24 protein-coding genes are annotated in these 25,495 nt (G+C 58.1%); 20 read left to right on the top strand and 4 right to left on the bottom strand.

Going from position 1 to position 25,495, the window contains the following annotated elements; all coding sequences use genetic code 11:
* Nucleotides 1-223 precede the first annotated feature (223 nt).
* The 16 genes from rho to nucS all read left to right on the top strand — a co-directional run bounded on the left by rho (nucleotide 224) and on the right by nucS (nucleotide 15,736).
* Nucleotides 224-2,164, top strand: a complete 1,941-nt coding sequence (gene rho / locus CRD13_RS02345; protein ID WP_150963225.1) for a transcription termination factor Rho — start codon at nucleotides 224-226, stop codon at nucleotides 2,162-2,164.
* A gap of 66 nt (nucleotides 2,165-2,230) precedes the next feature.
* On the top strand, nucleotides 2,231-3,304 hold the full coding sequence (gene prfA / locus CRD13_RS02340) for a peptide chain release factor 1 (RefSeq protein WP_016422451.1): 1,074 nt from the start codon (nucleotides 2,231-2,233) through the stop codon (nucleotides 3,302-3,304).
* The gene (prmC, locus tag CRD13_RS02335) at nucleotides 3,291-4,235 is read left to right on the top strand and encodes a peptide chain release factor N(5)-glutamine methyltransferase (protein ID WP_150963224.1); all 945 of its coding nucleotides are present in this window, start codon (nucleotides 3,291-3,293) and stop codon (nucleotides 4,233-4,235) included. The genes prfA and prmC overlap by 14 nt, the downstream gene beginning before the upstream one ends.
* A gap of 37 nt (nucleotides 4,236-4,272) precedes the next feature.
* Nucleotides 4,273-4,929 (top strand): L-threonylcarbamoyladenylate synthase, encoded by a 657-nt coding sequence (locus tag CRD13_RS02330; RefSeq protein WP_005509411.1) that lies wholly within the window; start codon nucleotides 4,273-4,275, stop codon nucleotides 4,927-4,929.
* Between the two features lie 82 nt (nucleotides 4,930-5,011).
* Nucleotides 5,012-6,244: an MraY family glycosyltransferase gene (locus CRD13_RS02325; protein WP_224784249.1), complete on the top strand. Its 1,233-nt coding sequence runs from the start codon at nucleotides 5,012-5,014 to the stop codon at nucleotides 6,242-6,244.
* Nucleotides 6,241-6,690, top strand: a complete 450-nt coding sequence (locus CRD13_RS02320) for a hypothetical protein (RefSeq protein ID WP_005509564.1) — start codon at nucleotides 6,241-6,243, stop codon at nucleotides 6,688-6,690. The genes CRD13_RS02325 and CRD13_RS02320 overlap by 4 nt, the downstream gene beginning before the upstream one ends.
* Nucleotides 6,691-7,080: 390 nt before the next feature.
* A complete protein-coding gene (atpB, locus tag CRD13_RS02315) occupies nucleotides 7,081-7,875 on the top strand; it encodes a F0F1 ATP synthase subunit A (RefSeq protein WP_016422455.1) in 795 nt (264 codons plus the stop codon).
* Between the two features lie 141 nt (nucleotides 7,876-8,016).
* Nucleotides 8,017-8,268 carry an ATP synthase F0 subunit C gene (locus CRD13_RS02310; protein WP_016422456.1) on the top strand — a complete coding sequence of 84 codons (252 nt, stop codon included), beginning with the start codon at nucleotides 8,017-8,019 and terminating at the stop codon, nucleotides 8,266-8,268.
* Nucleotides 8,269-8,300: 32 nt separating this feature from the next.
* A complete protein-coding gene (locus tag CRD13_RS02305) occupies nucleotides 8,301-8,864 on the top strand; it encodes a F0F1 ATP synthase subunit B (protein WP_005509352.1) in 564 nt (187 codons plus the stop codon).
* A 5-nt stretch (nucleotides 8,865-8,869) separates the two neighbouring features.
* Nucleotides 8,870-9,688 (top strand): F0F1 ATP synthase subunit delta, encoded by an 819-nt coding sequence (locus CRD13_RS02300; protein WP_070429330.1) that lies wholly within the window; start codon nucleotides 8,870-8,872, stop codon nucleotides 9,686-9,688.
* A gap of 54 nt (nucleotides 9,689-9,742) precedes the next feature.
* Complete coding sequence (atpA, locus tag CRD13_RS02295) at nucleotides 9,743-11,386, top strand: F0F1 ATP synthase subunit alpha (RefSeq protein ID WP_005509387.1); 1,644 nt, start codon at nucleotides 9,743-9,745, stop codon at nucleotides 11,384-11,386.
* Between the two features lie 53 nt (nucleotides 11,387-11,439).
* On the top strand, nucleotides 11,440-12,420 hold the full coding sequence (locus CRD13_RS02290) for a F0F1 ATP synthase subunit gamma (protein ID WP_005509705.1): 981 nt from the start codon (nucleotides 11,440-11,442) through the stop codon (nucleotides 12,418-12,420).
* A 2-nt stretch (nucleotides 12,421-12,422) separates the two neighbouring features.
* The gene (gene atpD / locus CRD13_RS02285) at nucleotides 12,423-13,862 is read left to right on the top strand and encodes a F0F1 ATP synthase subunit beta (protein ID WP_005509621.1); all 1,440 of its coding nucleotides are present in this window, start codon (nucleotides 12,423-12,425) and stop codon (nucleotides 13,860-13,862) included.
* 11 nt (nucleotides 13,863-13,873) lie between these two features.
* The gene (locus CRD13_RS02280; RefSeq protein ID WP_187401211.1) at nucleotides 13,874-14,245 is read left to right on the top strand and encodes a F0F1 ATP synthase subunit epsilon; all 372 of its coding nucleotides are present in this window, start codon (nucleotides 13,874-13,876) and stop codon (nucleotides 14,243-14,245) included.
* A 217-nt stretch (nucleotides 14,246-14,462) separates the two neighbouring features.
* Nucleotides 14,463-14,966, top strand: a complete 504-nt coding sequence (locus CRD13_RS02275; RefSeq protein WP_187401210.1) for a DUF2550 domain-containing protein — start codon at nucleotides 14,463-14,465, stop codon at nucleotides 14,964-14,966.
* Between the two features lie 77 nt (nucleotides 14,967-15,043).
* The gene (gene nucS / locus CRD13_RS02270) at nucleotides 15,044-15,736 is read left to right on the top strand and encodes an endonuclease NucS (RefSeq protein ID WP_005509457.1); all 693 of its coding nucleotides are present in this window, start codon (nucleotides 15,044-15,046) and stop codon (nucleotides 15,734-15,736) included.
* 364 nt (nucleotides 15,737-16,100) lie between these two features.
* Here the strand turns inward: nucS and mce are convergent, their stop codons facing one another.
* Nucleotides 16,101-16,553 (bottom strand): methylmalonyl-CoA epimerase, encoded by a 453-nt coding sequence (gene mce, locus CRD13_RS02265; RefSeq protein ID WP_005509354.1) that lies wholly within the window; start codon nucleotides 16,551-16,553, stop codon nucleotides 16,101-16,103.
* A 31-nt stretch (nucleotides 16,554-16,584) separates the two neighbouring features.
* Between mce and CRD13_RS02260 the strand changes: the two genes are divergently transcribed.
* Together CRD13_RS02260 and CRD13_RS02255 are read left to right on the top strand one after the other, a co-directional pair.
* On the top strand, nucleotides 16,585-16,890 hold the full coding sequence (locus CRD13_RS02260; RefSeq protein WP_049172056.1) for a thiamine-binding protein: 306 nt from the start codon (nucleotides 16,585-16,587) through the stop codon (nucleotides 16,888-16,890).
* Nucleotides 16,891-16,974: 84 nt separating this feature from the next.
* Complete coding sequence (locus tag CRD13_RS02255; RefSeq protein ID WP_070595727.1) at nucleotides 16,975-18,024, top strand: co-chaperone YbbN; 1,050 nt, start codon at nucleotides 16,975-16,977, stop codon at nucleotides 18,022-18,024.
* 51 nt (nucleotides 18,025-18,075) lie between these two features.
* Here the strand turns inward: CRD13_RS02255 and CRD13_RS02250 are convergent, their stop codons facing one another.
* Nucleotides 18,076-18,471: a TIGR02611 family protein gene (locus CRD13_RS02250; RefSeq protein WP_016422463.1), complete on the bottom strand. Its 396-nt coding sequence runs from the start codon at nucleotides 18,469-18,471 to the stop codon at nucleotides 18,076-18,078.
* 333 nt (nucleotides 18,472-18,804) lie between these two features.
* On the opposite strand from CRD13_RS02250, the gene CRD13_RS02245 reads away from it, so the two are divergent.
* On the top strand, nucleotides 18,805-19,977 hold the full coding sequence (locus CRD13_RS02245; protein ID WP_016422464.1) for a serine hydrolase: 1,173 nt from the start codon (nucleotides 18,805-18,807) through the stop codon (nucleotides 19,975-19,977).
* A gap of 128 nt (nucleotides 19,978-20,105) precedes the next feature.
* Here the strand turns inward: CRD13_RS02245 and glgB are convergent, their stop codons facing one another.
* Nucleotides 20,106-22,301, bottom strand: a complete 2,196-nt coding sequence (glgB, locus tag CRD13_RS02240; protein ID WP_187401209.1) for a 1,4-alpha-glucan branching protein GlgB — start codon at nucleotides 22,299-22,301, stop codon at nucleotides 20,106-20,108.
* Nucleotides 22,302-22,481: 180 nt separating this feature from the next.
* Nucleotides 22,482-24,512 (bottom strand): alpha-1,4-glucan--maltose-1-phosphate maltosyltransferase, encoded by a 2,031-nt coding sequence (locus tag CRD13_RS02235; RefSeq protein WP_070595729.1) that lies wholly within the window; start codon nucleotides 24,510-24,512, stop codon nucleotides 22,482-22,484.
* A 140-nt stretch (nucleotides 24,513-24,652) separates the two neighbouring features.
* Here CRD13_RS02235 and CRD13_RS02230 point away from each other — a divergent pair, with 140 nt between their 5' ends.
* Nucleotides 24,653-25,489, top strand: a complete 837-nt coding sequence (locus tag CRD13_RS02230) for an ABC transporter ATP-binding protein (protein WP_048735276.1) — start codon at nucleotides 24,653-24,655, stop codon at nucleotides 25,487-25,489.
* Nucleotides 25,490-25,495: the final 6 nt, after the last annotated feature.

The following is a 25,495-nucleotide window of genomic DNA, read 5'->3' as shown; positions in this document are numbered from 1 at the left end:
AGATGCGGAAATAATGTAGGCAAGATGCCTCGGTTTAGTTTCAACGTCGAGGTCTTTTGCCTGGCTTTTTCGATAATTTCCCGTCAGCTGCGGCTACTTTTCCGCACGTGGTAAAGGTTCGACGACGGAGCACACGCGGTGGCGGGCAGTAAGAGCGAAAAAGTGTCAATGACATAGCCCCCTGTAGAGAGTGACTACAGGGAAGGTCGATGAAAGGACATCCGTGACCGATACGGACACCACTGCCACGGCAGGCGGCCCAGAGAATCTTGCGGCCCTCCGAATGGCAGAACTGCGTGAAATCGCTTCCAGCAAGGGCATTCGCGGCATCTCCGCCATGCGCAAGCATGAGCTGATTGAGGCCATTAAGAATGGTGCCCCGGCTGCTGGTTCCGCTCCCGCTCGGAAATCCCGCGCGAAGAAGGCTGTGGCTGGGGCTGCGGATACCGGCTCCAAGGCGAAGGATGCCAAGGAATCGCCGTCGGAAAGAGCGGATAAGGGTTCCAATAAGAGCGCCGACAAGAGCGACAAGGGCAACGACAAGCGTGACGACGCCAACGCGGATGGCCGCGAGGAGATGTCCCGTTCTCAGCAGCGTCGAAATCGTCGTAACCGTGCTCGTCAGCGCGAGCAGGAGAATCAGGACGATCGCAGCAACGATAGCCGCGACGATTCCGATAACGGCAACGACCGCGGTGAGCGTAACGACAATCGCAACGATCGTAATGATCGTAATGACCGCGGTGATCGCAACGACCGTAATAACCGCAACGATCGCAACAACCACGATCGAGACAACGATGATGAAGGCCGCGGCAACCGCAACAACCGCCGCGGTCGCAACAACAATCGCAATAACCATGACGATGACGGTCGTGGCAACCGTAACCGCCGCAACCGTCGCAATCGCCGCGACCGTCGCGGACGCGATAACAACGGTGGGGGACACGGCGGCCAGGACGAGATCCGCGAGGATGACGTTCTCCAGCCGGTGGCTGGCATCGTCGATGTGCTAGATAACAAGACCGCATTCGTGCGCACGTCCGGATACCTGCCGGGCTCTAACGATGTGCTGGTGTCCGCGCAAATGGTTCGTAAGTACGGCCTGCGCAAGGGCGACGCCGTCACCGGTCAGGTCCGCATGCCGCGTGAGAATGGCTCGGGCCAGGTCACTCATGGCAACGGCCGTAATCGCCGCAAGTACAACCCGCTGGTCAAGGTCGAAACTGTAAACGGCATCGATCCGGAGCAGGCAAAGCAGCGGCCGAACTTCGCTAAGCTCACCCCGCTGTACCCGAACCGTCGCCTGCGTCTGGAGACCGAGCAGAAGATCCTCACCACTCGCGTCATCGACCTGATTATGCCGATTGGTAAGGGTCAGCGTGCGCTCATCGTTTCGCCGCCGAAGGCCGGTAAGACCACGATCCTGCAGAACATCGCGAACGCTATCGCGACGAACAACCCCGAGTGCTACATGATGGTCGTGCTTGTCGACGAGCGCCCGGAGGAAGTCACCGACATGCAGCGCAGTGTCCGTGGCGAGGTCATTGCCTCCACTTTCGACCGCCCGCCGTCAGATCACACGGCAGTGGCCGAGTTGGCTATTGAGCGTGCAAAGCGTCTGGTGGAACAGGGGCAGGACGTCGTCGTACTGCTGGACTCCATTACCCGCCTTGGCCGTGCGTACAACAACTCTTCGCCGGCATCGGGACGAATCCTCTCCGGTGGTGTGGACTCCAACGCTCTGTACCCACCGAAGCGCTTCTTGGGTGCTGCCCGAAACATCGAGGAAGGCGGCAGCCTCACCATCATCGCCACCGCGATGGTGGAGACCGGCTCCGCAGGCGATACCGTCATCTTCGAGGAGTTCAAGGGCACCGGTAACGCCGAGCTGAAGCTCGACCGTAAAATCTCCGAGCGCCGCGTGTTCCCGGCAGTGGATGTCAACCCGTCGGGTACTCGTAAGGATGAGCTGCTGCTCAGCACGGAGGAGGCTCGCATTATGCACAAGCTGCGCCGCATCCTCTCCGCGCTAGAGTCGCAGGCTGCTATTGACCTGTTGATTAAGCAGCTGAAGAAGACCCGGAACAATAAGGAATTCCTGATGCAGGTGGCTTCTTCTGCACCAATGGCCGCCGACGTTGATGTGGACGACATGCTTTAGCTGGGGTTAGCCGCAAACCACAGCACCTACTAGCATTTCACCCATCACAATCTGAAGGAATATTCAATGGCTAATCAGGTTTCCGCAGTTGACGACATCCTCTCCGAATACCACGGCCTTGAGGCGCAGCTGGCAGACCCCGAGCTGCACAACGACCCGAAGGCTGCCCGTAAGGTCGGCAAGCGCTTCAATGAGTTGCAGCCGGTCATTCAGACTCACAAGAAGTTGACTGAGGTCCAGGATGACCTGGAGGCAGCTCGCGAGATGGCATACGAGGACTCCGAATTCGCAGCTGAGGCTGAGCGTCTCGCTGTCGAGGCAGAGGAGCTCGAGGAAAAGCTCGCCGACCTGCTGGCTCCGCGCGATCCGCACGACAGCGATGACATCGTTATGGAGCTCAAGTCCGGTGCCGGCGGTGAGGAGGCAGCGCTCTTCGCAGGTGAGCTCGCTCGTATGTACCAGCGCTATGCAGAAAAGCACGGCTTTACCACCGAGATTCTCGGGCTGTCCGAGTCTGATCTCGGCGGCGTGAAGGACATGACTATGTCCATCCGAGCTAAGACTCCGTCCCGTGACGGTGCGTGGAGCGTGTTCAAGTTTGAAGGTGGCGTTCACCGCGTGCAGCGCGTGCCGGTTACCGAATCTCAGGGCCGTATTCAGACGTCCGCCGCTGGTGTGCTGGTCTACCCGGAGCCCGACGAGGTCGAAGACATTCAGATTGATGAAAAGGATCTGCGTGTCGACGTCTACCGCTCCTCCGGTAAGGGCGGTCAGGGTGTTAACACCACTGACTCCGCCGTTCGCCTGACGCACCTGCCGACTGGTCTCGTTGTTACCTGTCAGAAGGAACGCTCGCAGATTCAGAACAAGGCCCGCGCTATGCAGGTCCTTGCTGCTCGACTGCAGCAGATGAAGGAAGAGGAGATTGCCGAGGCCGCCTCTGACCAGCGTAAGTCTCAGGTGCGCAACATGGATCGCTCCGAGCGCATCCGCACTTACAACTTCCCGGAGAACCGCGTTTCCGATCACCGCATCGGTTACAAGGCTCACAACCTGGACTCGGTGCTGGGCGGCGACATGGATGACCTGCTCAAGGCCCTCCACGACGCGGAGCGCGCTGAGCGTCTTGAAGCCGAGTAGCCCCACGCCCGCAGAAAATAGCTCGCCGACGTTACCGGATTCCGTCCGTACCCTCGGCGAGCTGTTTCGCTATGCGCGTCGCACGCTTGACGACGCGGCGCTGGCTTCTCCGGATGCCGACGCGCGGGCGCTAATTGCAGCTGCTATCAATGCGGGACCGGCAGACATCATCTTCCGCGGAGACGAACCGTACACCGATGAGGACGGTCGCAAGTATCTGGCCGAGGTACTGGCCCGCAGAGTGGCTCGTGAGCCACTGCAGCACATCCTCGGTACGGCGCCGATGATGAGCCTGGAACTACAGGTTGGGCCCGGTGTTTTTGTACCCCGGCCGGAGACGGAACTGCTTGCGCAGTGGGCAATCGATCGAGCCCGTGAACTGGTCGCAAGTGGCGTCGTCAAGCCGAAAATCGTTGACTTGTGTACCGGATCTGGTGCGCTTGCGTTGGCGATTGCCGATGCCGTACCCGAAGCGGACGTGGTGGCTGTGGAGCTCTCTGAGCGGGCACGGGCGTGGGCTGCGAAGAATATCGAGACGTACGGCGATGGGCGTGTGCGTCTGATTGCTGGCGATGTCACGGATATACAGCTGATTGATGCTGGCGGTGAACTCGCAGATTGGGTAGATGAGACCGACATTGTTGTGTCCAACCCTCCATATGTGCCCGAAGACACCGAGGTTGCGCCCGAAGTGAGAGCTGATCCGCACTCTGCGGTCTTCGGCGGCGACGATGGGCTAGATGTCATTCGACCTATGATGAACCTAGTGGATGCGCTGGTGCGGCCGGGTGGAGTCATCGGCATCGAGCACGATGACTCTTCAGGAGACGATGTCAGTTCACTGCTGAAGGACACCTGGGATTACGCTGATGTAGAGATCCGCCGTGACTTTGCAGGCCGTGATCGTTTTACGGTGGGACGCAAAAATTAATCTTAAAAGCAAACTTTGAAGCAGGAGCAAATATCTGATGAGCAGGATTATGGACTGCAGCACAGATGAAAACCGCGAACGCGCAATTGCAGCAGCAGTAGATGCAGTGAAGGCAGGACGGCTGGTCGTTATGCCTACCGATACCGTCTACGGCCTTGGCTGCGATGCCTTTGATAACCAGGCCGTTGCCTCCTTGCTGCGTGCCAAGCACCGCGGCCCGGATATGCCGGTACCGGTGCTCGTGGGTTCCTGGAACACGATTGAGGGGCTCGTCCGCGAATACTCGCCAGCTGCTCGCACGCTGGTGGAGGCTTTCTGGCCGGGCGGACTGTCGCTGGTTGTGAACCAGGCGCCGAGCTTGCCATGGAACCTTGGTGATACCGCGGGTACGGTCATGCTGCGCATGCCGCTGCACCCAATTGCTATCGAGATTCTGCGCCGCACCGGTCCGATGGCCGTGTCCAGTGCGAACATCTCCGGCCAGGCACCGGCCACCAATGCCGTGCGTGCCAAGCAGATGTTGGGTGGGGAAGCGGCTGTCTACGTCGACGGCGGCGAAGCCACGATTGGCACCCCATCGACGATTGTCGATATCTCGACTCCAGTGCCGCGGATTCTGCGCGAAGGCGCTGTGTCAGCAGCGGCGGTTGCTGAGGTTTTGAGTACGACGCCCGAGCGACTGCTGGGGCAGTAGTCTTGGCTACCTAAGGTTTTTCCTGTTTAATATCTGCAGCGATTGTGTGGGTGAGTAGTACCTAGTGGCGGACATGAGCTTATTGGCAGCCCAGTCGGGTGGGGCAGGTGTGCCCATCCGCGAGCTCGCCATGCTCGTTTTAGTTTCCGCTGCTGTCAGTTATTTGCTCACTGGAGTAGTGCGTTTTGTGCTGGTTCGCTCGGGCTGGTTGGATGCGCCCCGCACGCGCGATGTCCACGATATTCCGAAGCCCAGGCTCGGAGGCGTGGCGATGTACTCTGGGGTGGTCGCAGCTATCGCCCTTGCCTCGGTTATGCCGGCCCTCAACCGTGGTTTTCCACCTATGACTCCAGATATGAGGGCAGTTGTGGCGGCCGCGTCGCTCTTGCTAATCGTCGGTATTTGGGATGACCTCTTTGACTTAGATGCCCTTACGAAGTTGGTGGGGCAGGTCGCGGCGGCACTGTTGATGTCATTTATGGGCGTCAATTGGTATCTGCTCTATATCCCGTTCAGTGGCGGCGCCACTCTCATTCTCGATCCAATCATGTCCACAGTCTTGACTGTCCTATTTACTGTGGCATTGATTAACGCCTTCAATTTTGTTGACGGAATTGATGGTCTCGCAGCTGGACTCGGCATGATTGCCGCAGCTGCAATCCTTGTCTATTCGATGGTCCTGCTTCACGACCAAGGCGGAACCGTGTCTGCCTATCCACCCGCGATGATCTCCGCGTGCCTCCTCGGCGCTTGCCTGGGCTTCTTGCCGCACAACTTCGAGCCCGCACGCATTTTCATGGGCGATTCCGGTGCCATGATGATCGGCTTGCTGCTCGCAGCGGCATCGGTGTCGGCGTCGGGACGCATCGCGCCCTCCATGTACGGCACCGCTGACGTCATCGCTCTAATCTCGCCGATTGTGGTCGTCATCGCAGCAATTAGCGTGCCAATGCTAGACCTACTTCTCGCTGTCGTTCGCCGCGTCAGTCAGGGCAAGTCACCTTTCTCACCCGACAAAATGCATATTCACCACCGCCTCTTGTCGATGGGGCACAGTCATCGCCGCGTGGTGCTAGTGCTTTACCTATGGGTGTCGGTCGTCGCGTACGCCGCCGTTGCCACCACCATTTTCCCCTTTGAATTCGTCGCTCTCACCTTCGGGGTCCTGCTTATCATCGCGGTTGTCTTCACCCTCCGTCGTCGCAATGCGCTTGCCGACGACCGTTCAAGGGGAGCGCGTCCCAGAAGTGGAAGTGGGGTCCGGCAGGTTATAAGACGTCGACGTGGACGCAGAAGGTACAATCTTCGACCGTGACTGAAAAAACAACTCCGGAGCCCGAGTCTAAATACGATGATTCGCGGCGACCGCTGCTGGCTGCTGCTCGCTCGGGCGCAATCGCGCTCGCTGTGATTACCGTGCTTTCGCTGCTGGTCTGGGGTGGCAAAAACGGTATGCCCGGTGTCTGGGGCGTACTCCTTGGAGCGGGCATTAGCGGAAGCTTCGTATTGCTTACCGTTCTAGGCATCCTCTTTACTGCTCGAACTTCGCCGTCCGTTACGCTTGCCGTTGTACTGGGTGGTTGGTTGTTGAAGATTGTCGTACTAATCGGTGTCCTGGTTGTTATTAGAAATCTTGAGTTTTATGACAACATGACTTTCTTCGTCACTGTTGTACTCACTCTGATGGTGACACTCGGTGCAGAAGTGTGGGGAATGTCGCAATCTAACCTCACTTATGTGCAACCAATGAAGGACGAATAGCTCGTTAATAACTTGTTGACCTGCTGAGAGGCTGCAATACGCTTCTAAAACCGCAGGTAATAAGCATATTGTCCAGTTTGTGCAGAAGATGCCACAAATAGAGGCCGAAACCCACAGAGGGGGTCGGCCTCTTTGTTGGATTCGGGGTCGGAAACGCGGGGGTGTACCGGGTGGGGAAAATGAGTCAGAACTGTTATCCTGAGTTTCGGGTAAGACGGCCTGTAGCGAAATAACTATCATTTCCACAGGTACGGTCCCCGTGAGCGCCGTGCTGATGAGCGAATGGAATCCGCGGCGCGACACGTTAAATGACGTCCTTCGCACCGCTTGACAATAGTTCTAGCGGCCCAATCACGGGAGAGAACGCTGAGCGTTACAACACTTGCCGAGATGCGGGGTGAGTTTCACTCACCCAACTTGCAGGAGGAGTATTTCCCGGGTGAACAATTTGGCGACTTCATTCTAGGTGGCAGTGGCGACTGGTACGCCATGGACCGCCTGATGATTGTTCGTCTTTTGATGGCCGTGATCGTCGCCGTGTTCTTCGTCGTCGCAATGCGTCGTCCGAAGCTCGTGCCGACTGGTCTGCAGAACGTTGCGGAGTTGATGCTGGACTTCGTCCGCATCCACATCGCGGAGGAGATTCTGGGTAAGAAGGAGGGGCGTCGTTTCCTTCCGGTTCTGGCCACCATCTTCTTCCTTGTTATCTCGATGAATATTGCGGCTATTATTCCTGGCCTCAATATTTCGCCGAACGCCCGAATCGGTATGCCACTGGTTCTGGCCCTGTTCGCATACGTTGCCTTCATTTACGCGGGCTCGAAGAAGATGGGCTTCTTCAAGTTTGTGAAGTCGGCAGTCGTTATTCCGAACTTGCCACCGGTACTCCACCTCATCGTGGTGCCGATCGAGATTTTCTCCAACTTCGTTCTCCGCCCAGTTACGCTGACCATCCGTCTGATGGCCAACATGCTGGCGGGCCACATGGTTCTAGTCCTGCTTTTCGGTGCCACGAACTTCTTCTTCTGGCAGCTGAATGGTTGGACCGCCCTGTCCGGGTTGACCCTTGTCGCTGCGGTAGCATTCACGCTGTTCGAGATGCTGGTGATTTTCCTGCAGGCATACATCTTTGCCCTGCTGAGCGCCGTCTACATCGAACTGTCGCTGCACGCAGACGAGCACTAACCCATAACTAATGAGGCCGCAACTTCGGCAACAAGGCCTCGCAAATTTAATAGCAAGACCCACTTGACCCACAAAAGCCCCGGGCCTACTTAGAACAATCTTTAATCCGGGGCCATCCTTTAAGAAAGGGAACGGTTCATAATGAACGACGTCATCCTCTCCGCCCAGGACGCTGTCCAGGCTGTCGACACCAACGCTGGCCTGAAGACCATCGGTTACGGTCTGTCCACCCTGGGCCCGGGCCTCGGTATCGGCATCGTCGCCGGCAAGACCGTTGAGGGTATGGCACGCCAGCCTGAGATGGCCGGCCAGCTGCGTACCACCATGTTCCTGGGTATCGCCTTCACTGAGGCTCTCGCCCTGATCGGCCTGGTCGCAGGCTTCGTTTTCTAAGTCCGGACCTTCAAGCGGAGAACACGTAAACCATGACAGATTTCACCTTTTTGCTAGCGGCGGGTGACCTCCCGATGGGAGAGTCCATTAACCCGCTGCTGCCAAAGACCTATGACATCGTCTGGTCCGTTGTCCCGCTGGTAGTTATCCTGGTTCTCTTCTGGAAGCTCGTTCTTCCGAAGTTCCAGGAGGTCCTGACCGAGCGGGAGGACCGGATTGAGGGCGGCATTGAACGCGCTGAAGCTGCACAGGCTGAAGCCAAAGCCGCTCTGGAAAAGTACAACAGTCAGCTCGCAGAGGCCCGTACTGAAGCAGCAAAGATTCGCGACGAAGCCCGTGCACAGGGTCAGCGCATCATTGCAGACGCTACGACCAAGGCTAATGACGAGAGCGCACGAATCATCGAGTCCGGTGAGAAGCAGCTCGCTGCCCAGCGTGAGCAGGTAGTCGCAGAGCTGCGCAAGGAAATGGGCCAGAACTCCATCAATCTCGCTGAGCGCCTTCTGGGCGAGCAGCTTTCCGACGACGTTCGTAACTCGTCGACGATTGACAACTTCTTGTCCAACCTTGACACCGTGGCCCCGGCCGGAAAGTAGGCGACATGCACGCAGCAAGCCGCGAATCCCTGGCAGCCCTTAGCCAGCGACTGGACGCCGCTATCAGTGGCGACAATGTCGCTGTTGCTCAGGCTGCTCAGACTGGTTCCGAGCTTTTCGACATCGTCGAGGTCCTGGACTCCGACCGCGGCCTGCGTGTCGCTGTCGCCGACACCTCGGCGACTGCGGAACAGCGTTCCGGCCTTGTCCGGAGCCTGTTCGCGGGCAAGGTATCTGAGACGACTCTTAACCTCGTCGTGGATGCTGCCGCGCAGGTATGGTCCACCCCGCGTGAAATGCGTGAGGGTTTGGTAGAGCTGGGCCGTCGAGCCCTCCTTCGCTCTGCCGAAGGCCAGGGACAGCTTGAGACTGTTGAGTCTGAGCTGTTCCAACTGGGACACATCCTGGCTGAGCAGTCGCAGCTTGAACAGCTGCTGGCCGACAAGGCCGCAACCCCCGAAGCCAAGCGTGGGCTCCTCGCCTCTGTGCTGTACGGCAAGGTCACTTCCGTGACCGAAACCCTCGCACTGCAGGCTGTTGGCCGCCCATCCAAGCGCCCCGCGGACGACATTGACTCCCTGTCCCGGCTAGCCGCCGGCCTGCGGAACCACGTCGTCGCTCGCGTGACCAGTGCCACGGCCGTCTCTGACGAGCAAGAGCGAGCACTGGCGGACAAGCTCGGCCGAGTCTACGGCAAGGCGATGTCCATCCACACCGTGATCGATAAGTCGATTCTCGGTGGACTGGTCATCCGGGTTGGCGACGAGGTCATCGACGGTAGCCTTTCAACAAAGCTTGAGAAGCTGCGCGTCGGCCTCGGCTGACGGATGGTTTAGACGATTAATCACTGGAAGAATATTACCGAGAGCAGGAAGAACATGGCGGAGCTGACGATCTCCTCCGACGAGATCCGTAGCGCGATTGCGAACTACACCTCGAGCTACTCCCCGGAGGCCTCCCGCGAGGAGGTTGGCGTTGTTATCAGTGCAGCTGATGGTATCGCCCAGGTTTCGGGAATGCCGTCGGTCATGACGAATGAGCTTCTGGAGTTCCCGGGCGGCGTTATTGGCGTCGCTCAGAACCTCGACACCGACAAGGTCGGCGTTGTGGTGCTGGGTAACTTCGAGTCGCTTAAAGAGGGTGACGAGGTAAAGCGGACGGGTGACGTCCTTTCGATTCCGGTCGGGGACAAGTTCCTCGGTCGCGTAATTAACCCCCTGGGCCAGCCGATTGACGGCCTGGGCGACATTGAGGCTGAAGAGGACCGCGTCCTCGAGCTGCAGGCACCGACCGTGCTGCAGCGTCAGCCGGTTGAAGAGCCGATGGCTACTGGTATTAAGGCCATCGACGCAATGACCCCAATTGGTCGTGGTCAGCGTCAGTTGATCATTGGTGACCGTAAGACCGGTAAGACCGCGGTCTGCCTGGACACCATCTTGAACCAGAAGGCTAACTGGGAGTCCGGTGACCCGAGCAAGCAGGTGCGATGCATCTACGTTGCTATCGGTCAGAAGGGCTCCACCATTGCTGGTGTGCGCCAGACCCTCGAGGAGCAGGGCGCACTCGAGTACACCACTATCGTTGCTGCCCCGGCGTCGGATGCCGCAGGCTTCAAGTGGCTTGCACCATTCGCAGGCGCCGCACTGGGTCAGCACTGGATGTACCAGGGCAAGCACGTCCTGGTCATTTACGATGATCTGACTAAGCAGGCAGAGGCATACCGTGCCATCTCGCTGCTGCTGCGTCGCCCGCCGGGACGCGAAGCTTACCCGGGTGACGTCTTCTACCTCCACTCCCGTCTGCTGGAGCGTGCTGCGAAGCTCTCCGACGACATGGGTGCAGGCTCGCTGACCGCACTGCCGATCATCGAGACCAAGGCAAACGACGTGTCGGCCTTCATTCCGACCAACGTCATTTCCATTACCGACGGCCAGGTCTTCCTCGAGTCCGACCTGTTCAACCAGGGTGTCCGCCCGGCTATTAACGTCGGTGTGTCGGTTTCCCGTGTTGGTGGTGCCGCACAGACCAAGGGCATGAAGAAGGTTTCCGGTAACCTGCGTCTGGACCTCGCGTCCTACCGCGACCTGGAAGCATTCGCAATGTTCGCATCCGACCTGGACGATGCCTCCAAGCGTCAGCTGGAGCGCGGTCAGCGTCTGGTTGAGCTGCTGAAGCAGAAGGAAAACCACCCGCAGCCGGTCGAGTACCAGATGACCTCCATCTACCTCGCTGGCGAGGGCGAATTCGACGATGTCCCGGTTGAGGACGTCCGTCGCTTCGAGGCCGAGCTGCTTGAGCACCTGCAGGACACTCAGCCTGCAGTCTTCGAGCAGATTGACGGCGGCGTCGCCTTCTCTGACGAGTCCAAGGCTGCTCTGAAGTCCGCTACCGCTAACTTCAAGAAGTCCTTCCAGACTTCTGAGGGCGCACCGCTGGCTTCCGAGGCTCCGGTCGAGGCACTCGACGAGGGCGAGCTCAAGAAGCAGCAGATTACGGTCTCCCGCAAGACTGCCCAGAACTAGGCAGGTTGAGCTACTCAATGACCGTTTTCGCAATTGAAGGGAGGGAATAGGACATGGCGAATCTTCGTGAACTTCGAGCCCGAATCAAGTCGGTGAACTCGACCAAGAAGATCACCAAGGCCCAGGAGCTTATCGCAACCTCGCGCATTACTAAGGCGCAGCGTCGCGTAGCAGACTCCCAGCCGTACGCCGACGAAATCGAGAAGGTCATCGGACGTCTCGCATCGGCTTCGTCGTTGGATCACCCGATGCTCGTAAAGCGTGAGGGTAACCAGCGTGTTGCAGTCCTGGTTGTCACCAGTGACCGCGGCATGTGTGGCGGCTACAACCACAACGTCCTGAAGAAGGCTGCAGAACTGCGTACCGCTCTGGAAGAGCAGGGGCATGAGGTCGTTCTCTACGTGACTGGCCGTAAGGGCACCGACTACTACGACTTCCGTGGTGTCGAGCTCGCCGGTACGTGGGAGGGCTTCTCCCAGGATCCGGACTACGCCGCAACCCACGACGTGCGTCGTCACCTCATTGATGGTTTCAACGCTACGGCCGAGGGCACTGCCAAGTACCGCGAAGGCCTGCGTGGCACCAACGGCGAGGCCGTTCAGGGCTTCGACCAGGTCCACGTTGTCTACACGGAATTCGTGTCCATGCTTTCTCAGATTCCGCGTGCACACCAGATGCTCCCGATTGAGCCTGTGTACGAGGATGTCGAGATTGCTCAGGGCGAGGACATGCTGTCCGATGGATCAGATGACCTCAAGCCGGACTATGAATTCGAGCCTGATGCAGACACCCTGTTGGCAGAGCTTCTGCCGCAGTACGTGTCCCGCACTCTGTTCGCAGTGATGCTCGAGGCCGCTGCCTCTGAGTCCGCTGCCCGTCGTAACGCTATGAAGTCCGCGACGGACAACGCTACCGAGCTGGTCAAGGACCTCTCGCGTGTTGCTAACCAGGCACGTCAGGCACAGATTACCCAGGAAATCACAGAAATCGTCGGTGGCGCCGGTGCGCTCGACGACAGCGGAGAAAGTGACTAGATATGAGCACAGCTCTAAGTGAGCAGAACACCACCACGGCTGTGGGCCGTGTTGTGCGTGTCATCGGTGCCGTCGTCGACGTGGAGTTCCCGCGTAACGAACTGCCGGCACTTTACAACGCGCTGACCGTGGAAGTTACCCTTCCTTCGGTCGCCAAGACCATTGTCCTCGAGACTGCACAGCACCTCGGTGACAACATGGTTCGTACCATTGCTATGGCTCCGACCGACGGCCTGGTCCGCGGTGCAGAGGTCAAGGACACCGGAAAGCCGATTTCGGTTCCGGTTGGTGACGTCGTCAAGGGTCACGTCTTTAACGCAATGGGCGACTGCCTGGATGAGCCGGGCCTGGGTCGCGATGGTGAGCAGTGGGGCATCCACCGTGAGCCTCCGGCCTTCGACCAGCTCGAGGGCAAGACCGAGATTCTGGAAACCGGTATTAAGGTCATCGACCTGCTGACCCCGTACGTTAAGGGCGGCAAGATTGGTCTGTTCGGTGGTGCCGGTGTCGGTAAGACCGTTCTGATTCAGGAGATGATTACTCGTATTGCACGCGAGTTCTCCGGTACTTCGGTCTTCGCCGGTGTTGGTGAGCGTACCCGTGAGGGCACCGACCTCTTCCTGGAAATGGAAGAGATGGGCGTTCTCCAGGACACCGCCCTCGTCTTCGGCCAGATGGACGAGCCTCCGGGAGTCCGTATGCGCGTCGCGCTGTCGGGTCTGACCATGGCAGAGTACTTCCGCGATGTTCAGCACCAGGACGTGCTGCTCTTCATTGACAACATCTTCCGTTTCACCCAGGCCGGTTCTGAGGTTTCGACCCTGCTGGGTCGTATGCCTTCCGCCGTGGGTTACCAGCCGACCCTGGCTGACGAGATGGGTGTTCTGCAGGAGCGCATTACGTCCACCAAGGGCCGTTCGATTACCTCTCTGCAGGCCGTCTACGTGCCTGCCGATGACTACACCGACCCGGCTCCGGCAACGACCTTCGCCCACCTCGATGCAACCACCGAGCTCGACCGCTCGATTGCATCGAAGGGTATTTACCCGGCAGTGAACCCGCTGACTTCGACTTCTCGTATCCTCGAGCCGTCGATCGTCGGTGAGGAGCACTACCGAGTTGCTCAGCAGGTTATTAACATCCTGCAGAAGAACAAGGAACTCCAGGACATCATCGCCATCCTCGGTATGGACGAGCTGTCTGAGGAGGACAAGGTGACCGTGCAGCGTGCACGTCGTATCCAGCGATTCTTGGGTCAGAACTTCTTCGTTGCTGAGAAGTTCACGGGTCTGCCTGGTTCGTACGTCCCGCTGAAGGACACCATTGTTGCCTTCGACCGCATCTGCAAGGGCGACTTCGACAACTACCCGGAGATGGCCTTCGACGGCCTGGGTGGCCTCGACGATGTCGAGAAGAAGTACGCTGAAATGCAGAAGAAGTAAGGGGCATCCTCATGGCTGAAATCACCGCTGAACTGGTTGCCGTTGAGCGACCGCTCTGGAAGGGCAAGGCCACCGTGGTCTCTGCCCAGACCACCGAGGGTGAGATCGGCGTGCTGCCCGGACACCAGCCGTTGCTTGGCCAGCTGGTCAACAACGGCACGGTGACCATCAAGACCGCAGACGGCAAGGTTCTTGTCGCTTCGGTACAGGGTGGGTTCATTTCCGTGTCTACCTCGAAGGTTTCGATCCTCGCGGATAAGGCAATCTGGGCTGACGAGGTTAACCTCTCCGAGGCCGAGTCCAACCTGACTTCGGATGACCCTGCAGTAAAGGCACAGGCTGAGTCGGAGGTCCGCGCGGCTCGTCGCGCTTCCACCAACTAGTCTTTTCGCCTGAACATCCGGTCGCACGACCGTATTCTTCCTGCTTCTTTAAACGGGGCGGGGAGCTCGCAAGAGAAATCTTGCCAGCTTCCCGCCCCGTTTTTCTTAGTTATTTTTCATGTCAGTGCAACAATCGGGTAGGGTTTGTAAAAAGCCTCTAAAGCGCTTTTGAACCAAGGTTCGTCGTCTATTCATCCGGATGCGAGGCTGGCAGATAGTGTTTTCAAGCGTAACCATGATGTCAATCATGTTCATGATTATCGGTGCGATGTTGATCGTCGGCGGGGTCCTTGCCCTGTGGCGTTTCGCCAGCCTGCATGCAAAAGGTACTCCTGTTATTGCTCGTCGCCTTCCTGCAGGTGATGGCAGTCATTGGCGCCATGGTGTCATTGTTTATTCAGAGTCGACGTTGAAGATGTACAAGCTACGTTCGCTGCGTCCTGGCTGTGATGCCGAATTTGCCCGTCACGATGTCACTATTGTGGATCGCCGAGATCCGACTGACATCGAGGCGGGTTTTTTCGCGCCCGGGCTTCGGGTAGTCAGGATTAAAACGGGGAAAAATACCGAATGGGAGTTTGCCGTGGACTCGTCCTCGGACACTGCGCTGGTGGCGTGGGTGGAGTCGAAGCCGTCGTCACGCCAGACTCGTGAGTTTCCTACAGATATTGAGCGACGCCTCCGTTCGGCTTATAACCGTGGCCGGGGAAGTCAGTACTAGTCTCTTACGACAGGCTATTGCTAAGGCTCTAGTGGGTATTGTTTTCTCCCGCGCGGCAGTCACGTTAGGGTAGGGGAATGCGCCTTGTGATTGCTGAATGCACCGTTGACTATGTCGGTCGCTTGAATGCCCATCTGCCTCATGCCCCGCGCTTGCTGTTGGTGAAAGCAGATGGGTCAGTTTCTGTGCATGCCGACGACCGTGCATATAAGCCTCTGAACTGGATGACACCGCCGTGCACGCTGACGGAGAAGGATATTCTCGACGAGTCGGGGGAAGACACTGGTGAAAAGCTCTGGGTCGTTGAGAATAAGAAGGGCGAGCAACTTCGTATCACTATCGGCAAGGTGCTGGCTGATAGCACGTACGAACTGGGAGAGGACCCTGGCCTGGAGAAGGACGGGGTAGAAGCGCATCTACAGGAACTGCTTGCAGATCAGTTCACAACGTTTGGCGAGGGCTACACCCTGATTAGGCGCGAATACCCAACCCCGATCGGACCGGTGGACCTGCTTGGCCGCGATGAAAACGGCGCCACCGTTGCAGTCGAGGTTAAGCGTCGGGGCGGTATCGATGGCGTTGAGCAGCTAACCCGTTACTTGGAGATGCTGAACCGCGATGAGCTGCTGGCACCGGTGGAAGGGATTTTTGCTGCCCAGGAGATTAAGCCACAGGCCAAGACTCTGGCAGAGGATCGTGGGATTCGCTGTGTGACCGTGGATTACGACGCCCTGCGTGGCCTGGAGTCCAATGAATTGCGGTTGTTCTAGCCATGCCTAGGCGAAACCACAAGCGGCGCGGTAATCAACGAGGCAACCAACGCGGCGGGCGTAATAACCACGGCCAGAATCGCGGCAGCCTGCCCACATTTGGCAGTTCTTTCCAAAACACCCGCACTGAATCTGGGCCTGCTGGTTGGCAGGACGTGGACTTTGCGGTGCGTAACATCAGCGCTGGACAGTCGAACAAGGTTTATCGCTGTCCAGGGTGCGACCAGGAAATCATGCCCGGGACCTCGCACATCGTAGCTTGGCCGCAGGATTATGGTGCAGGCGCCGATGACCGGCGCCATTGGCACACTAACTGCTGGCGCAACAGAGCTCACCGCACTATCACGCGCCGCTGGGGATAGATTTACTTAGCCGGCTCAACGAGCTCCAGCAGGACGCCACCGGCATCCTTCGGGTGGATGAAGTTGATGCGCGAACCTGCGGTACCGATCTTCGGCTCCGGATACAGCACCCGGGTGCCCTGCTCCTTCAGGTGCGCCATCAGCGCCTCCAGATCAGTGACACGAACTGCGTACTGCTGGATTCCTGGACCCTTCTTGTCCAGGTACTTTGCAATCGTGGACTGGTCATTCAGTGGCGCGAGAATCTGAACCAGAGTGCCACCTTCAACCTTGTCGGCCGGGCCGACCATGGCCTCGTGGACACCCTGCTCTTCATTGACTTCATCGTGGTAGTTGATGAAACCAAGGTTTGCGCGGTACCACTCGATAGCGGCATCAAAATCCGGGACTGCGACGCCGACGTGATCAACAGCGACTACGTACTTATGGGGAACGGGAATCTGTGTCTCACTCATAGTTCCCAGGGTACTCGCTATTATCGGCGCCATGATTGTCGCATTTTCTGTTGCCCCCACTTTCTCCGATCCTGAGCAGGGAATGGCTGAGGCTGTTGCTGAAGCCGTGCGTGTTGTGCGCGAATCTGGCCTGCCCAACGAGACCAATGCCATGTTCACCCTTGTTGAAGGCGAATGGGATGAGGTGATGGATGTCATTAAGCGAGCCACGGAAGCAGTCAGCCGTGTCAGTCCGCGTACTTCTCTGGTCATCAAAGCGGACATTCGCAACGGATATACCGGGCAGCTGCGTGCGAAAGTGGATGCGGTCGAGGATGCGCTGAAAGCCACCGACTAGTCTCTTGTTCGGATTGGACACGTAGGCTCTACATAGGTCTTTACATAGGCTTTACGACGACACTGGAGAGGAACCCCTTTGACGATGCCAGCTGGACATGGTCACGCACATGGCCATTCTCATGGTCACTCGCATGGAGCACACGGTCACCGCGAGTGCTCGACTCCGCCGCCACCACCCGGCACGGTTGATTTGGAGCAGCTCCACCAGCGCGCCGAAGCCGAACGTAAGCGCCGAGAGGAGATCGAGCGGGCAACCAGTGATCAGGGAAATGGGCTTCCTCCTGTAGTTGAGATTGTCCCGCAGACCCTTGAGGCAGAAGTCGTTCTGCGCTCGGAGCAGGTCCCGGTTATTGTCTTGATCGGCATGGCTGGAGCAGCTGATTCGTTGCGTCTTCGGGCTGAGCTAGAAGGCATGGCCCGTGAGGCTAACTTGAACTGGATCCTGGCGTGGGCAGATGCTGAGGAGCATCCGCAGCTGGCCCAGGCATTCGGTGTGCAGGCAGTGCCGACAGTCACGGCTGTGGCTATGGGCAGTCCCATTGGCATGTTTGTCGGCGAGAAAACCAGGGATTGGCTGGAGCAGTGGCTGGCGCAGGTTATGGAGGCCACTCGGGGTCGTCTCAAGGGGTTGCCGGCGGGAACTCGTATGGCTGGGGAGGGCAGCGGGCCGGAGGCTCCGGAGCCGACTGACTTCTTCGGCAATCCCGTACCCACCGATGACCCGCGTTTGGAGCAGGCTGAAGAGTTGCTCGAGGAGGGCGATTTCGACGGAGCGTTGGAGCTGTATGACGCTATGCTGCAGTCCGAGCCCGCAAATCAGGGGCTGAAGCGCGCTCACGCGAATGTGTCCTTCTTCGCCCGCGCTGCCAAAATCGATCGCAGCGCAGATCCAATTGCAAAGGCCGACGCTGCGCCGAAGGACGTCGCGCTCGCCCTCGATGCCGCGGATGTCACGATGCTTGTCGACGATCCAGCGAAGGCGCTCGATCGTTTGTTGAAGTTGCTCCCGCAGGTGTTTGGCGATGACCGTGAGGCCATCAAGTCGCGTCTACTAGAGCTGCTTGTGCTATTCGATACCGCAGATCCAGTGGCATTGGATGCACGCCGGAGGATGGCTAGCGCACTGTACTAGGAGTACTGGACTAGGGGCACTGTACTAGGAGCCTGGAAAGCGCTCAGGCTCCTAGCTTGAAGCGTCGGTGTATGGCCAGTCATCCGGAGCCATGAAGTAGTAGACGCTGCCCATTACAGCGGCCATAAACGCCATTAGCAACAGGAAAAGTGTTGCTTTCATTGCCACATGACGCTCCGCATACCAGGCGTAAAAGGCGTCCAATTTTGCTGCCAACCAGATGTTCAGGCGACGTGTCGGCGGATGCACCAACGAGAGAATTCCCAGTGCAACAAAGATGCAGAGCCATCCGGGAGCAGGAGTTGGCAAAATGATAATGCCAACAATGAGCAATACGAAGCCTGCGACGAGAAGAACCGGGGAGAGTACCGGCCCATACCAGGTGTTGCGCATATGGGCATGGCGAATCTGCATGCGGTCCATCAAGCGATGTACCTTTTCCTTCATTGCGATTCACTTCCTCCGATTTTCGGTGCCGTGCGCTATTTCTAGCAGCGGTCTCGGACGAGGCATCGTTGAAGCATTAAGCATCAAATGTGCAGCTCAACTGCCTGGGTGCACCGTTGGACATTGATTCTTTTAATCATGTCTATATTTAATCCATTGTTGCACAAAAGCTGCGCCCCAGTGCAACGAGATTTTTCGGAAGGTGGTAATCTTCCAACAGTTCTCAGTGGTTTACAGCAGTTACCACTGCATCTCATCCACCTGTTCACCTCAGACAGTTCATACTGCGCTAGGTGCCTTTGGTCTTCAGTTTTCTGCAGCCAGGAGTTTTGCATGCGACTTCGCCCCAAAGCCCTTCGCGCTACTTCCGCCTCGGTCATTGTTGCGCTTTCGGCCTCGACTCTGTTGGCGGGGTGCACCATCGATGTCCCAAGCACCACCGGGTCCAAGGCCACCACTGCTACCACAAAACCTAATGCTCCAGATAACGGTTGGGATGCTTCCGAGGAAGTCACCTGGTCTGATGCACAGGACGTCCTCGATACTGCGGCTAAGAGTTTCTCCGACAACTATGGCATTGATTTAGGTGTCTATTTGCGTGTCATTGACGGTCCATACAAAGGGCTCACGGCGTCGGTAGGCGAGGATACGAAGGAGTACTCCGCATCGACCATCAAGGCTCCGTTAGTGGTTACTGCGCTGAAGAAATTCGGCGATGACCTAGACAAGACGGTGACGGTCGATTGGGACAATGGTGTTGGCGGAAGCGTGATTGGCCCTGGCCAATACACGCTCGACGGGCTGTTGCAGTACGTGATGCGGTATTCGGACAACACCGCGGCGAATGGGTTGATTGACGCTGTCGGTGGTTTCGACGAGGTCAACAAAACCATCAAGGAAGCCGGTGTTGATGACAAGCGCTACCACCTGGGCAACAAGTTCAACATCCCCAATCCCAGCGGTGATCGGTCCTGGTTTACTCCCTCTCAAGCTGCGCTGTTCATGGCACGTCTCCAGGAAGTGGCCGATGGCACCTCAAAGCACAATTTCATTACCAAGGACACGGCACAAACTGCATTGACCTACCTCACTTACGGTGGTTCGCAGAAGTTTGTGATGTACGTCGGCTCCGCGGTCCAGAAGACCGGTGACACTGCCGAGGGCGTTAATGACCACGGTATTTTGTACACCGCAGCCGGACCCATCGCTTACGCCATTACGACGCGCTTTGATGAGGTGCCGCTCAATGAGCTTACCGACGGACTGCTCGGCCAGCTGGGTTCCCAAATAGCCCCGCTGCTGCCGGATTACAATCGCCTTGGTGAGGATGGCAAGCCACTGAGTGCTAAGCAGGCTGCGACGTGGAGTGCAGATGAGGATGGCGACGGCATTCCGGATCGCATCGGAACCGACAGCATGGATGGATCCGCGTACACCGATGATTCAGATTCTGCGAATTACAACGAATCTTTGGAACCTGACTGGTTCAATCCGTTCCGAGGATAAAACCTGGATACGCTCCCTAAAACAAAATTGCCCGTGAGTCAGGTTTTCAGGCCGAAACTCAGATCACTGAAAACCGTGCAGCACGGGCAATTCCTATGAGATTGTCTTTTGTTTGGCTTGATTCGGGACTAGCCCTGCCACTTCAGCCAAACGGCGGTGTTGGCCGGCAGCACCAAATCAATCGAGTGAGCCTGGCCGTTCCAACCGTGCTCAACCGCGGTCACAGTACCGTTTTCACCGTAGCCGGAGCCCTCGTAACGCGATGCGTTTGTGTTCAGGACCTCCGTCCATTGACCACCGCGCGGTACGCCAATCTTGTAGATTTCCTGCGTGGTTCCCGACAGGTTATAGACACAGGCGACGACCGATCCATCGGTGCCGTAACGGACAAAGGACACAACATTGTTTGTGGAATCATCCGCGTTAATCCACTGGAAGCCCTCTGGGCGGTCATCCTGGGTGTAGAACGCCGGGTTTTCCTTGTAGATGGCGTTGATGTCCTTAACCAGCAGCTGAATGCCGCGGTGGAATTCGCCGCTCCAACCTTCGAGGTTGTCCCAAGCCACGGACTCATCGTGGTTCCACTCGTGGTTCTGGCCAAGATCCTGACCCTGGAATAGAAGCTGCTTGCCCGGGTGTGCCCACATGAAGGTCAGGAAAGTACGTAGGCCTGCGGCCTTATCCCAATCGCCGCCCGGCATGCGCTCCCACAGCGAGCCCTTGCCGTGCACGACCTCGTCGTGGCTAATCGGCAGAATGAACTCTTCCGAGTAGGCGTAGACCATAGCGAAAGTGAGCTCATGGTGGTGGTAGGAGCGGTAAATCGGCTCCTTGCTGAAGTACTCCAGCGTGTCATTCATCCAGCCCATGTTCCACTTCATAGAGAAGCCCAAGCCACCGTGCTCGGTAGGTGCGGTCACACCCGGCCAAGAAGTGGATTCTTCGGCCACGGTGAGGAAGCCCGGGTTGTGCTTGTGTACCGTGGCGTTGAATTCCTGCAGGAACTGAACAGCATCGAGGTTTTCACGGCCACCGTACTGGTTCGGCAGCCACTCGCCTTCATTGCGGGAGTAGTCCAGGTACAGCATGGAAGCCACTGCGTCGACGCGCAGACCGTCGATGTGGAACTCTTCCGCCCAGTACAGTGCGTTGGCGTAGAGGAAGTTGCGTACCTCGTTGCGGCCGAAGTCGAAAACGTAGGTGCCCCAGTCGCGCTGCTCGCCGCGGCGCCAGTCCGGGTGCTCGTAGCAAGCCGTGCCATCGAAGCGGGCAAGTGCGAACTCGTCCTTCGGGAAGTGCCCCGGAACCCAGTCCATGATGACACCGATGCCAGCGGCGTGGAAGGCATCAACTAGACCGCGGAACTGATCTGGGGTGCCGAAGCGGCTGGTCGGAGCGTAGTAGCCGGAAACCTGATAACCCCAGGAACCGGTGAACGGGTGCTCACATACCGGCATGAACTCCACGTGGGTGTAGCCCATGTCGACCACGTAGCGCACCAGCTTCTCCGCCATAACTTCGTAGCTCAGGCCCTGCTTCCAGGAACCCAAGTGGACCTCGTAGATAGAGATGGGCTCTTCGGTCCAGTCAGTGTTGGCGCGCTTTTCCATCCACGCTTGGTCACCCCAGGCGTAGTCAGAGGTCGCAACAATCGACCCGGTAGCCGGTGGGAGCTCAGCAGCACGCGCCATAGGGTCGGCCTTATCGCGGCGCTGTCCCTCCGGTGTCGTGATCGCGAACTTGTAGACTTCGCCCTCACCCACACCCGGGATGAACAGCTCCCAGATACCTGCGCCACCCATAGAGCGCATTGGGTACTGCGCGCCGTTCCACATACAGAAGTCACCGACCACGGCGACGCCGCGTGCGTTCGGAGCCCAGACCGTAAACGAGGTGCCTTCGACCGTACCCAGCTCTGTGTCGTAACTGCGAAGGTGAGCACCGAGAACCTTCCACAGTTCCTCATGACGTCCCTCGCCGATTAGGTGTAGGTCACCAGCGCCGATAGTGGGGAGGAAACGGTAGCCGTCGGCACGCTCTACGGTCTCGCCGGAGTCCCACGTAATGCGCAGACGGTAGTCGAAGTCATCGCCGCCGGGGACGAGGGCGGTGAAGAAACCGTCGCCCAGGTTCTCCGCTTCAAACTCGCCGCGCGTGCTGACGACAGTAACTGCCTGAGCGCCGAAGACCCTCGTGCGAATAACCGTGTCACCGTCCACGACGTGTGCGCCGTAGATGCTGTGCGGATCGTGATGGGTGCAGTAGCGCAGGCGATCCATATCGCCGGAATCAATTGCGAGGCGGGGATCTGTGTGGGCTCCCATGGAAGGTCCTTCCGAAGCGTTTCTAGGTAGGTGAATGTGAAGTTGTTGAGTTCAGTTCTAAAGAATTAGAGGGAGGTAGGGGACAGTGGGCTGCTAACTCACCCGCCAGCCTAACGACGAATCGTTGCGACAGTAGTCAGGTCAGCGGCCCACTAACCCCGAAAGTTCCCAGCAAGCGTTCTAGCCCTCGTAGTCGGGTACGTCGCGCCAAGCCAACTTGTGGCGGAGCTTGACGTCGATTTCCGGCAGCTTGATGATGTGCGCAACGTTTTCCCACGGTGCCAGGCGGACGTAGTTGTCCTTGCCCCAGTTGAACTGGTTGCCGGTAATCAGGTCAGTGACATCCATGCGGTCGTGGTTGCGGAGCCCGATGCAATCCATGTCGAGGTGCACGGTAGCTTCCTGGGCATTCCACGGATCGAGGTTGAGAACAACGAGGATGGCATCGCCGGTGACCGGATCGAGCTTCGAGTAAGCCAGCAGGTTGTCATTGTCGATGTCGTGGAAGTGCAGGTTGCGCAGCTGCTGCAGAGCAGGGTGCTCCCGACGAATCTTGTTCAGCGTCGCAATGAACGGCTCCAGCGAGTTGCCGGTGGCCAGTGCCTGGTCGTAATCGCGGCTGCGGAGCTGGTACTTCTCGCTGTCGAGGTACTCCTCGGAGCCCTCCTTGACCGGAACGTTTTCAAACAGCTCGAAGCCGGAGTACATGCCCCACAGCGGAGACAGGGTTGAAGCCAGCGCGGCGCGGATGGCGAAGGCGCCACGGCCGCCCTTGACCAGGAAGTCATGCAGAATATCGGGGGTATTGACCCATAGGGATGGGCGAGCGATGTCCGCATGGCGGGTAATCTCCTTGCCGAATTCGGTCAGCTCTTCCTTCGTAGTCTTCCACGGGAAGTAGATGTAGGACTGAGTGAAGCCAGCCTTGGCCAGGCCGTAGAGGCGGGCCGGGGCGGTGAAGGCCTCGGCGAGGAAGATGACCTCCGGGTTGGTTTCGTGAACGGTTTCAATCAGCCATTCCCAGAAGTTGCCCGGCTTGGTGTGGGGGTTATCCACGCGGAAGACCTTGACTCCACGCTTGACCCAAAACTTCACTACACGCAGAACCTCTGCGTACAGGCCCTTGGCATCGTTGTCGAAGTTCAGCGGGTAGATGTCCTGGTACTTCTTCGGCGGATTCTCGGCGTAGGCAATGGTGCCGTCCGGCAGCACGGTGAACCACTCCGGGTGAGCCTTAGCCCAGGGGTGGTCCGGTGCACACTGGAGCGCTAGGTCGATAGCGACCTCGAGGTCGCGCTCCTTAGCAGCCTTGATGAATTCCTTGAAGTCCTTTTCGTCACCGAGGCTCGGGTGGATGGCGTCGTGGCCACCTTCTGCGGAGCCGATAGCCCACGGAGATCCGACATCGCCCGGTTCCGGGGTCAGGGTGTTGTTGCGACCCTTGCGATTGATTTCACCGATTGGGTGAATCGGGGGCAGATAGACCGTGTCGAAGCCCATGCGCTGAGCGCGATCAAGCTGTGCAACCGCAGTCTTGAATGTGCCGTGCAGCAGCTCGCCATTTTCGCCGTAACCACCGTTGGAACGGGGGAAGAACTCATACCAAGAGGAGTACAGGGCTTCGCGGCGGTCAACCTTGATCTTGCGGGTCTTTCCGCGGGTCAAAAGGTCGCGCACCGGGTGCGCCTGCAAAATGGCGCGGGTCTCGTCGGAAAGCGCGGCTGCAATGCGGGCGCGAAGATCGCCGTCGCCGCGCAGACCTGCGGCGATGGAGCGTAGGTGGTTGCGGTGGATAGCAGCGGCACCAGCGGCGGCGCGGTCGAAGAGAGCGGCGCCAATTTCTAGATCATTAGCGAGTTCAGCTTCGCTCTGACCGGCCTCGAACTTCTTGGTGATAGCGTTGCGCCACGTTGCCATCGGGTCGGACCAGGCATCAATGCGAATGGTCCACAGCCCCGGAACGTCTGGGACGAAGGTGGCATTGACCTGATTTGGATCATGGTCAGAAAAGTGCATTGGAATGCGCTGTGAGCGGGAAGCAAAAGCTGATTCCTTCGGCCCCTTGACGTTGAGCGTGGCGTTCATCGCGTCATGGCCTTCTCGCCAAATGACGGCAAAGGTTGGGACGACTTCACCCACTACGGCCTTCGATGGAGTTGCACCACCGTTGATTTGAGGACGGATGTCATCAATACCGATTCGACCAGTCATAAAAGACGTTCTCCTAATTGTCGGCGAGCTAGGTGAAAATCGAAGCAAAACCATCTCGAGTGAACTCGATTTGCTCTCTACCGAGGATAGATGAGAATGTCCAAGCGCACATTTGGGCAAAGTTAGGGCACCATGGATGTGTGGCTGAATTGGAAGAAGACTTTAACGAAGATTTGCTACTCGACTTTCGCGACGTAAACCTCATCCGTGGTGGCCGTACGCTGGTCGGGCCGGTCGATTGGCAAGTAGAACTTGACGAACGCTGGGTCATCATGGGGCCGAACGGTGCAGGCAAAACTTCTTTGATGCGCATTGCTGCAGCGGAGGAGTTCCCGTCTTCAGGGGTGGCCCATGTGATGGGCGAGCAGATTGGGCGCACCGACATGCGTGATCTGCGCACCATGATTGGTTTGACATCATCGTCGATTGCTCACCGCATTCCCAATGACGAAAAGGTCGCGGACCTTGTTATTTCCGCCAGTTACTCCGTCCTGGGGCGCTGGCGTGAGACCTATGAAGAGATGGATTTCGAACAGCTCTCCGAGATTCTCGAGCGCATGGGTGCTGAGCATCTTGCAGACCGCACCTGGGGCACTCTCAGTGAGGGAGAGCGCAAGCGCGTACTCATCGCACGAGCCATGATGGTCAACCCCGAATTGCTGCTTCTCGACGAGCCGGGAGCCGGACTCGACCTCGGCGGTCGCGAGGACCTCGTCGGTTACTTAGGCGAACTCGCACTCGACCCGGATGCGCCGGCGATGGTGATGATTACGCACCACCCGGAAGAAATTCCGTACGGCTTCACCCATGCGATGCTCCTCGACGAAGGCAATGTCATCGCACAGGGGCTTATTGACGACGTCCTGACCAGTGAGAACCTGACCAAGGCTTTCCACCAGGAAATCGTCGTCGATCGCATCGATGATCGCTACTTTGCGCGCCGGGCACGGCCTGCTGGAAAGCACCGGAAGAAGTAGAAGCTC

The sequence above is a fragment of the Corynebacterium sp. LK26 genome (genome assembly GCF_014335085.1).
GTDB classification, from domain to species: domain Bacteria; phylum Actinomycetota; class Actinomycetes; order Mycobacteriales; family Mycobacteriaceae; genus Corynebacterium; species Corynebacterium jeikeium_D.
Note: the sequence above shows the minus strand (reverse complement) of the source record. Positions and strands in the feature narration are given on the sequence as shown.

Coding starts and splice junctions, on each gene's coding strand:
- prfA (WP_016422451.1), top strand. CDS start 2,231: ATGGCTAATCAGGTTTCCGCAGTTGACGACATCCTCTCCGAATACCAC.
- CRD13_RS02330 (WP_005509411.1), top strand. CDS start 4,273: ATGAGCAGGATTATGGACTGCAGCACAGATGAAAACCGCGAACGCGCA.
- atpB (WP_016422455.1), top strand. CDS start 7,081: ATGCGGGGTGAGTTTCACTCACCCAACTTGCAGGAGGAGTATTTCCCG.
- CRD13_RS02310 (WP_016422456.1), top strand. CDS start 8,017: ATGAACGACGTCATCCTCTCCGCCCAGGACGCTGTCCAGGCTGTCGAC.
- CRD13_RS02305 (WP_005509352.1), top strand. CDS start 8,301: ATGACAGATTTCACCTTTTTGCTAGCGGCGGGTGACCTCCCGATGGGA.
- CRD13_RS02300 (WP_070429330.1), top strand. CDS start 8,870: ATGCACGCAGCAAGCCGCGAATCCCTGGCAGCCCTTAGCCAGCGACTG.
- atpA (WP_005509387.1), top strand. CDS start 9,743: ATGGCGGAGCTGACGATCTCCTCCGACGAGATCCGTAGCGCGATTGCG.
- CRD13_RS02290 (WP_005509705.1), top strand. CDS start 11,440: ATGGCGAATCTTCGTGAACTTCGAGCCCGAATCAAGTCGGTGAACTCG.
- atpD (WP_005509621.1), top strand. CDS start 12,423: ATGAGCACAGCTCTAAGTGAGCAGAACACCACCACGGCTGTGGGCCGT.
- CRD13_RS02280 (WP_187401211.1), top strand. CDS start 13,874: ATGGCTGAAATCACCGCTGAACTGGTTGCCGTTGAGCGACCGCTCTGG.
- nucS (WP_005509457.1), top strand. CDS start 15,044: ATGCGCCTTGTGATTGCTGAATGCACCGTTGACTATGTCGGTCGCTTG.
- mce (WP_005509354.1), bottom strand. CDS start 16,553: ATGAGTGAGACACAGATTCCCGTTCCCCATAAGTACGTAGTCGCTGTT.
- CRD13_RS02260 (WP_049172056.1), top strand. CDS start 16,585: ATGATTGTCGCATTTTCTGTTGCCCCCACTTTCTCCGATCCTGAGCAG.
- CRD13_RS02255 (WP_070595727.1), top strand. CDS start 16,975: ATGCCAGCTGGACATGGTCACGCACATGGCCATTCTCATGGTCACTCG.
- CRD13_RS02250 (WP_016422463.1), bottom strand. CDS start 18,471: ATGAAGGAAAAGGTACATCGCTTGATGGACCGCATGCAGATTCGCCAT.
- CRD13_RS02245 (WP_016422464.1), top strand. CDS start 18,805: ATGCGACTTCGCCCCAAAGCCCTTCGCGCTACTTCCGCCTCGGTCATT.
- glgB (WP_187401209.1), bottom strand. CDS start 22,301: ATGGGAGCCCACACAGATCCCCGCCTCGCAATTGATTCCGGCGATATG.
- CRD13_RS02235 (WP_070595729.1), bottom strand. CDS start 24,512: ATGACTGGTCGAATCGGTATTGATGACATCCGTCCTCAAATCAACGGT.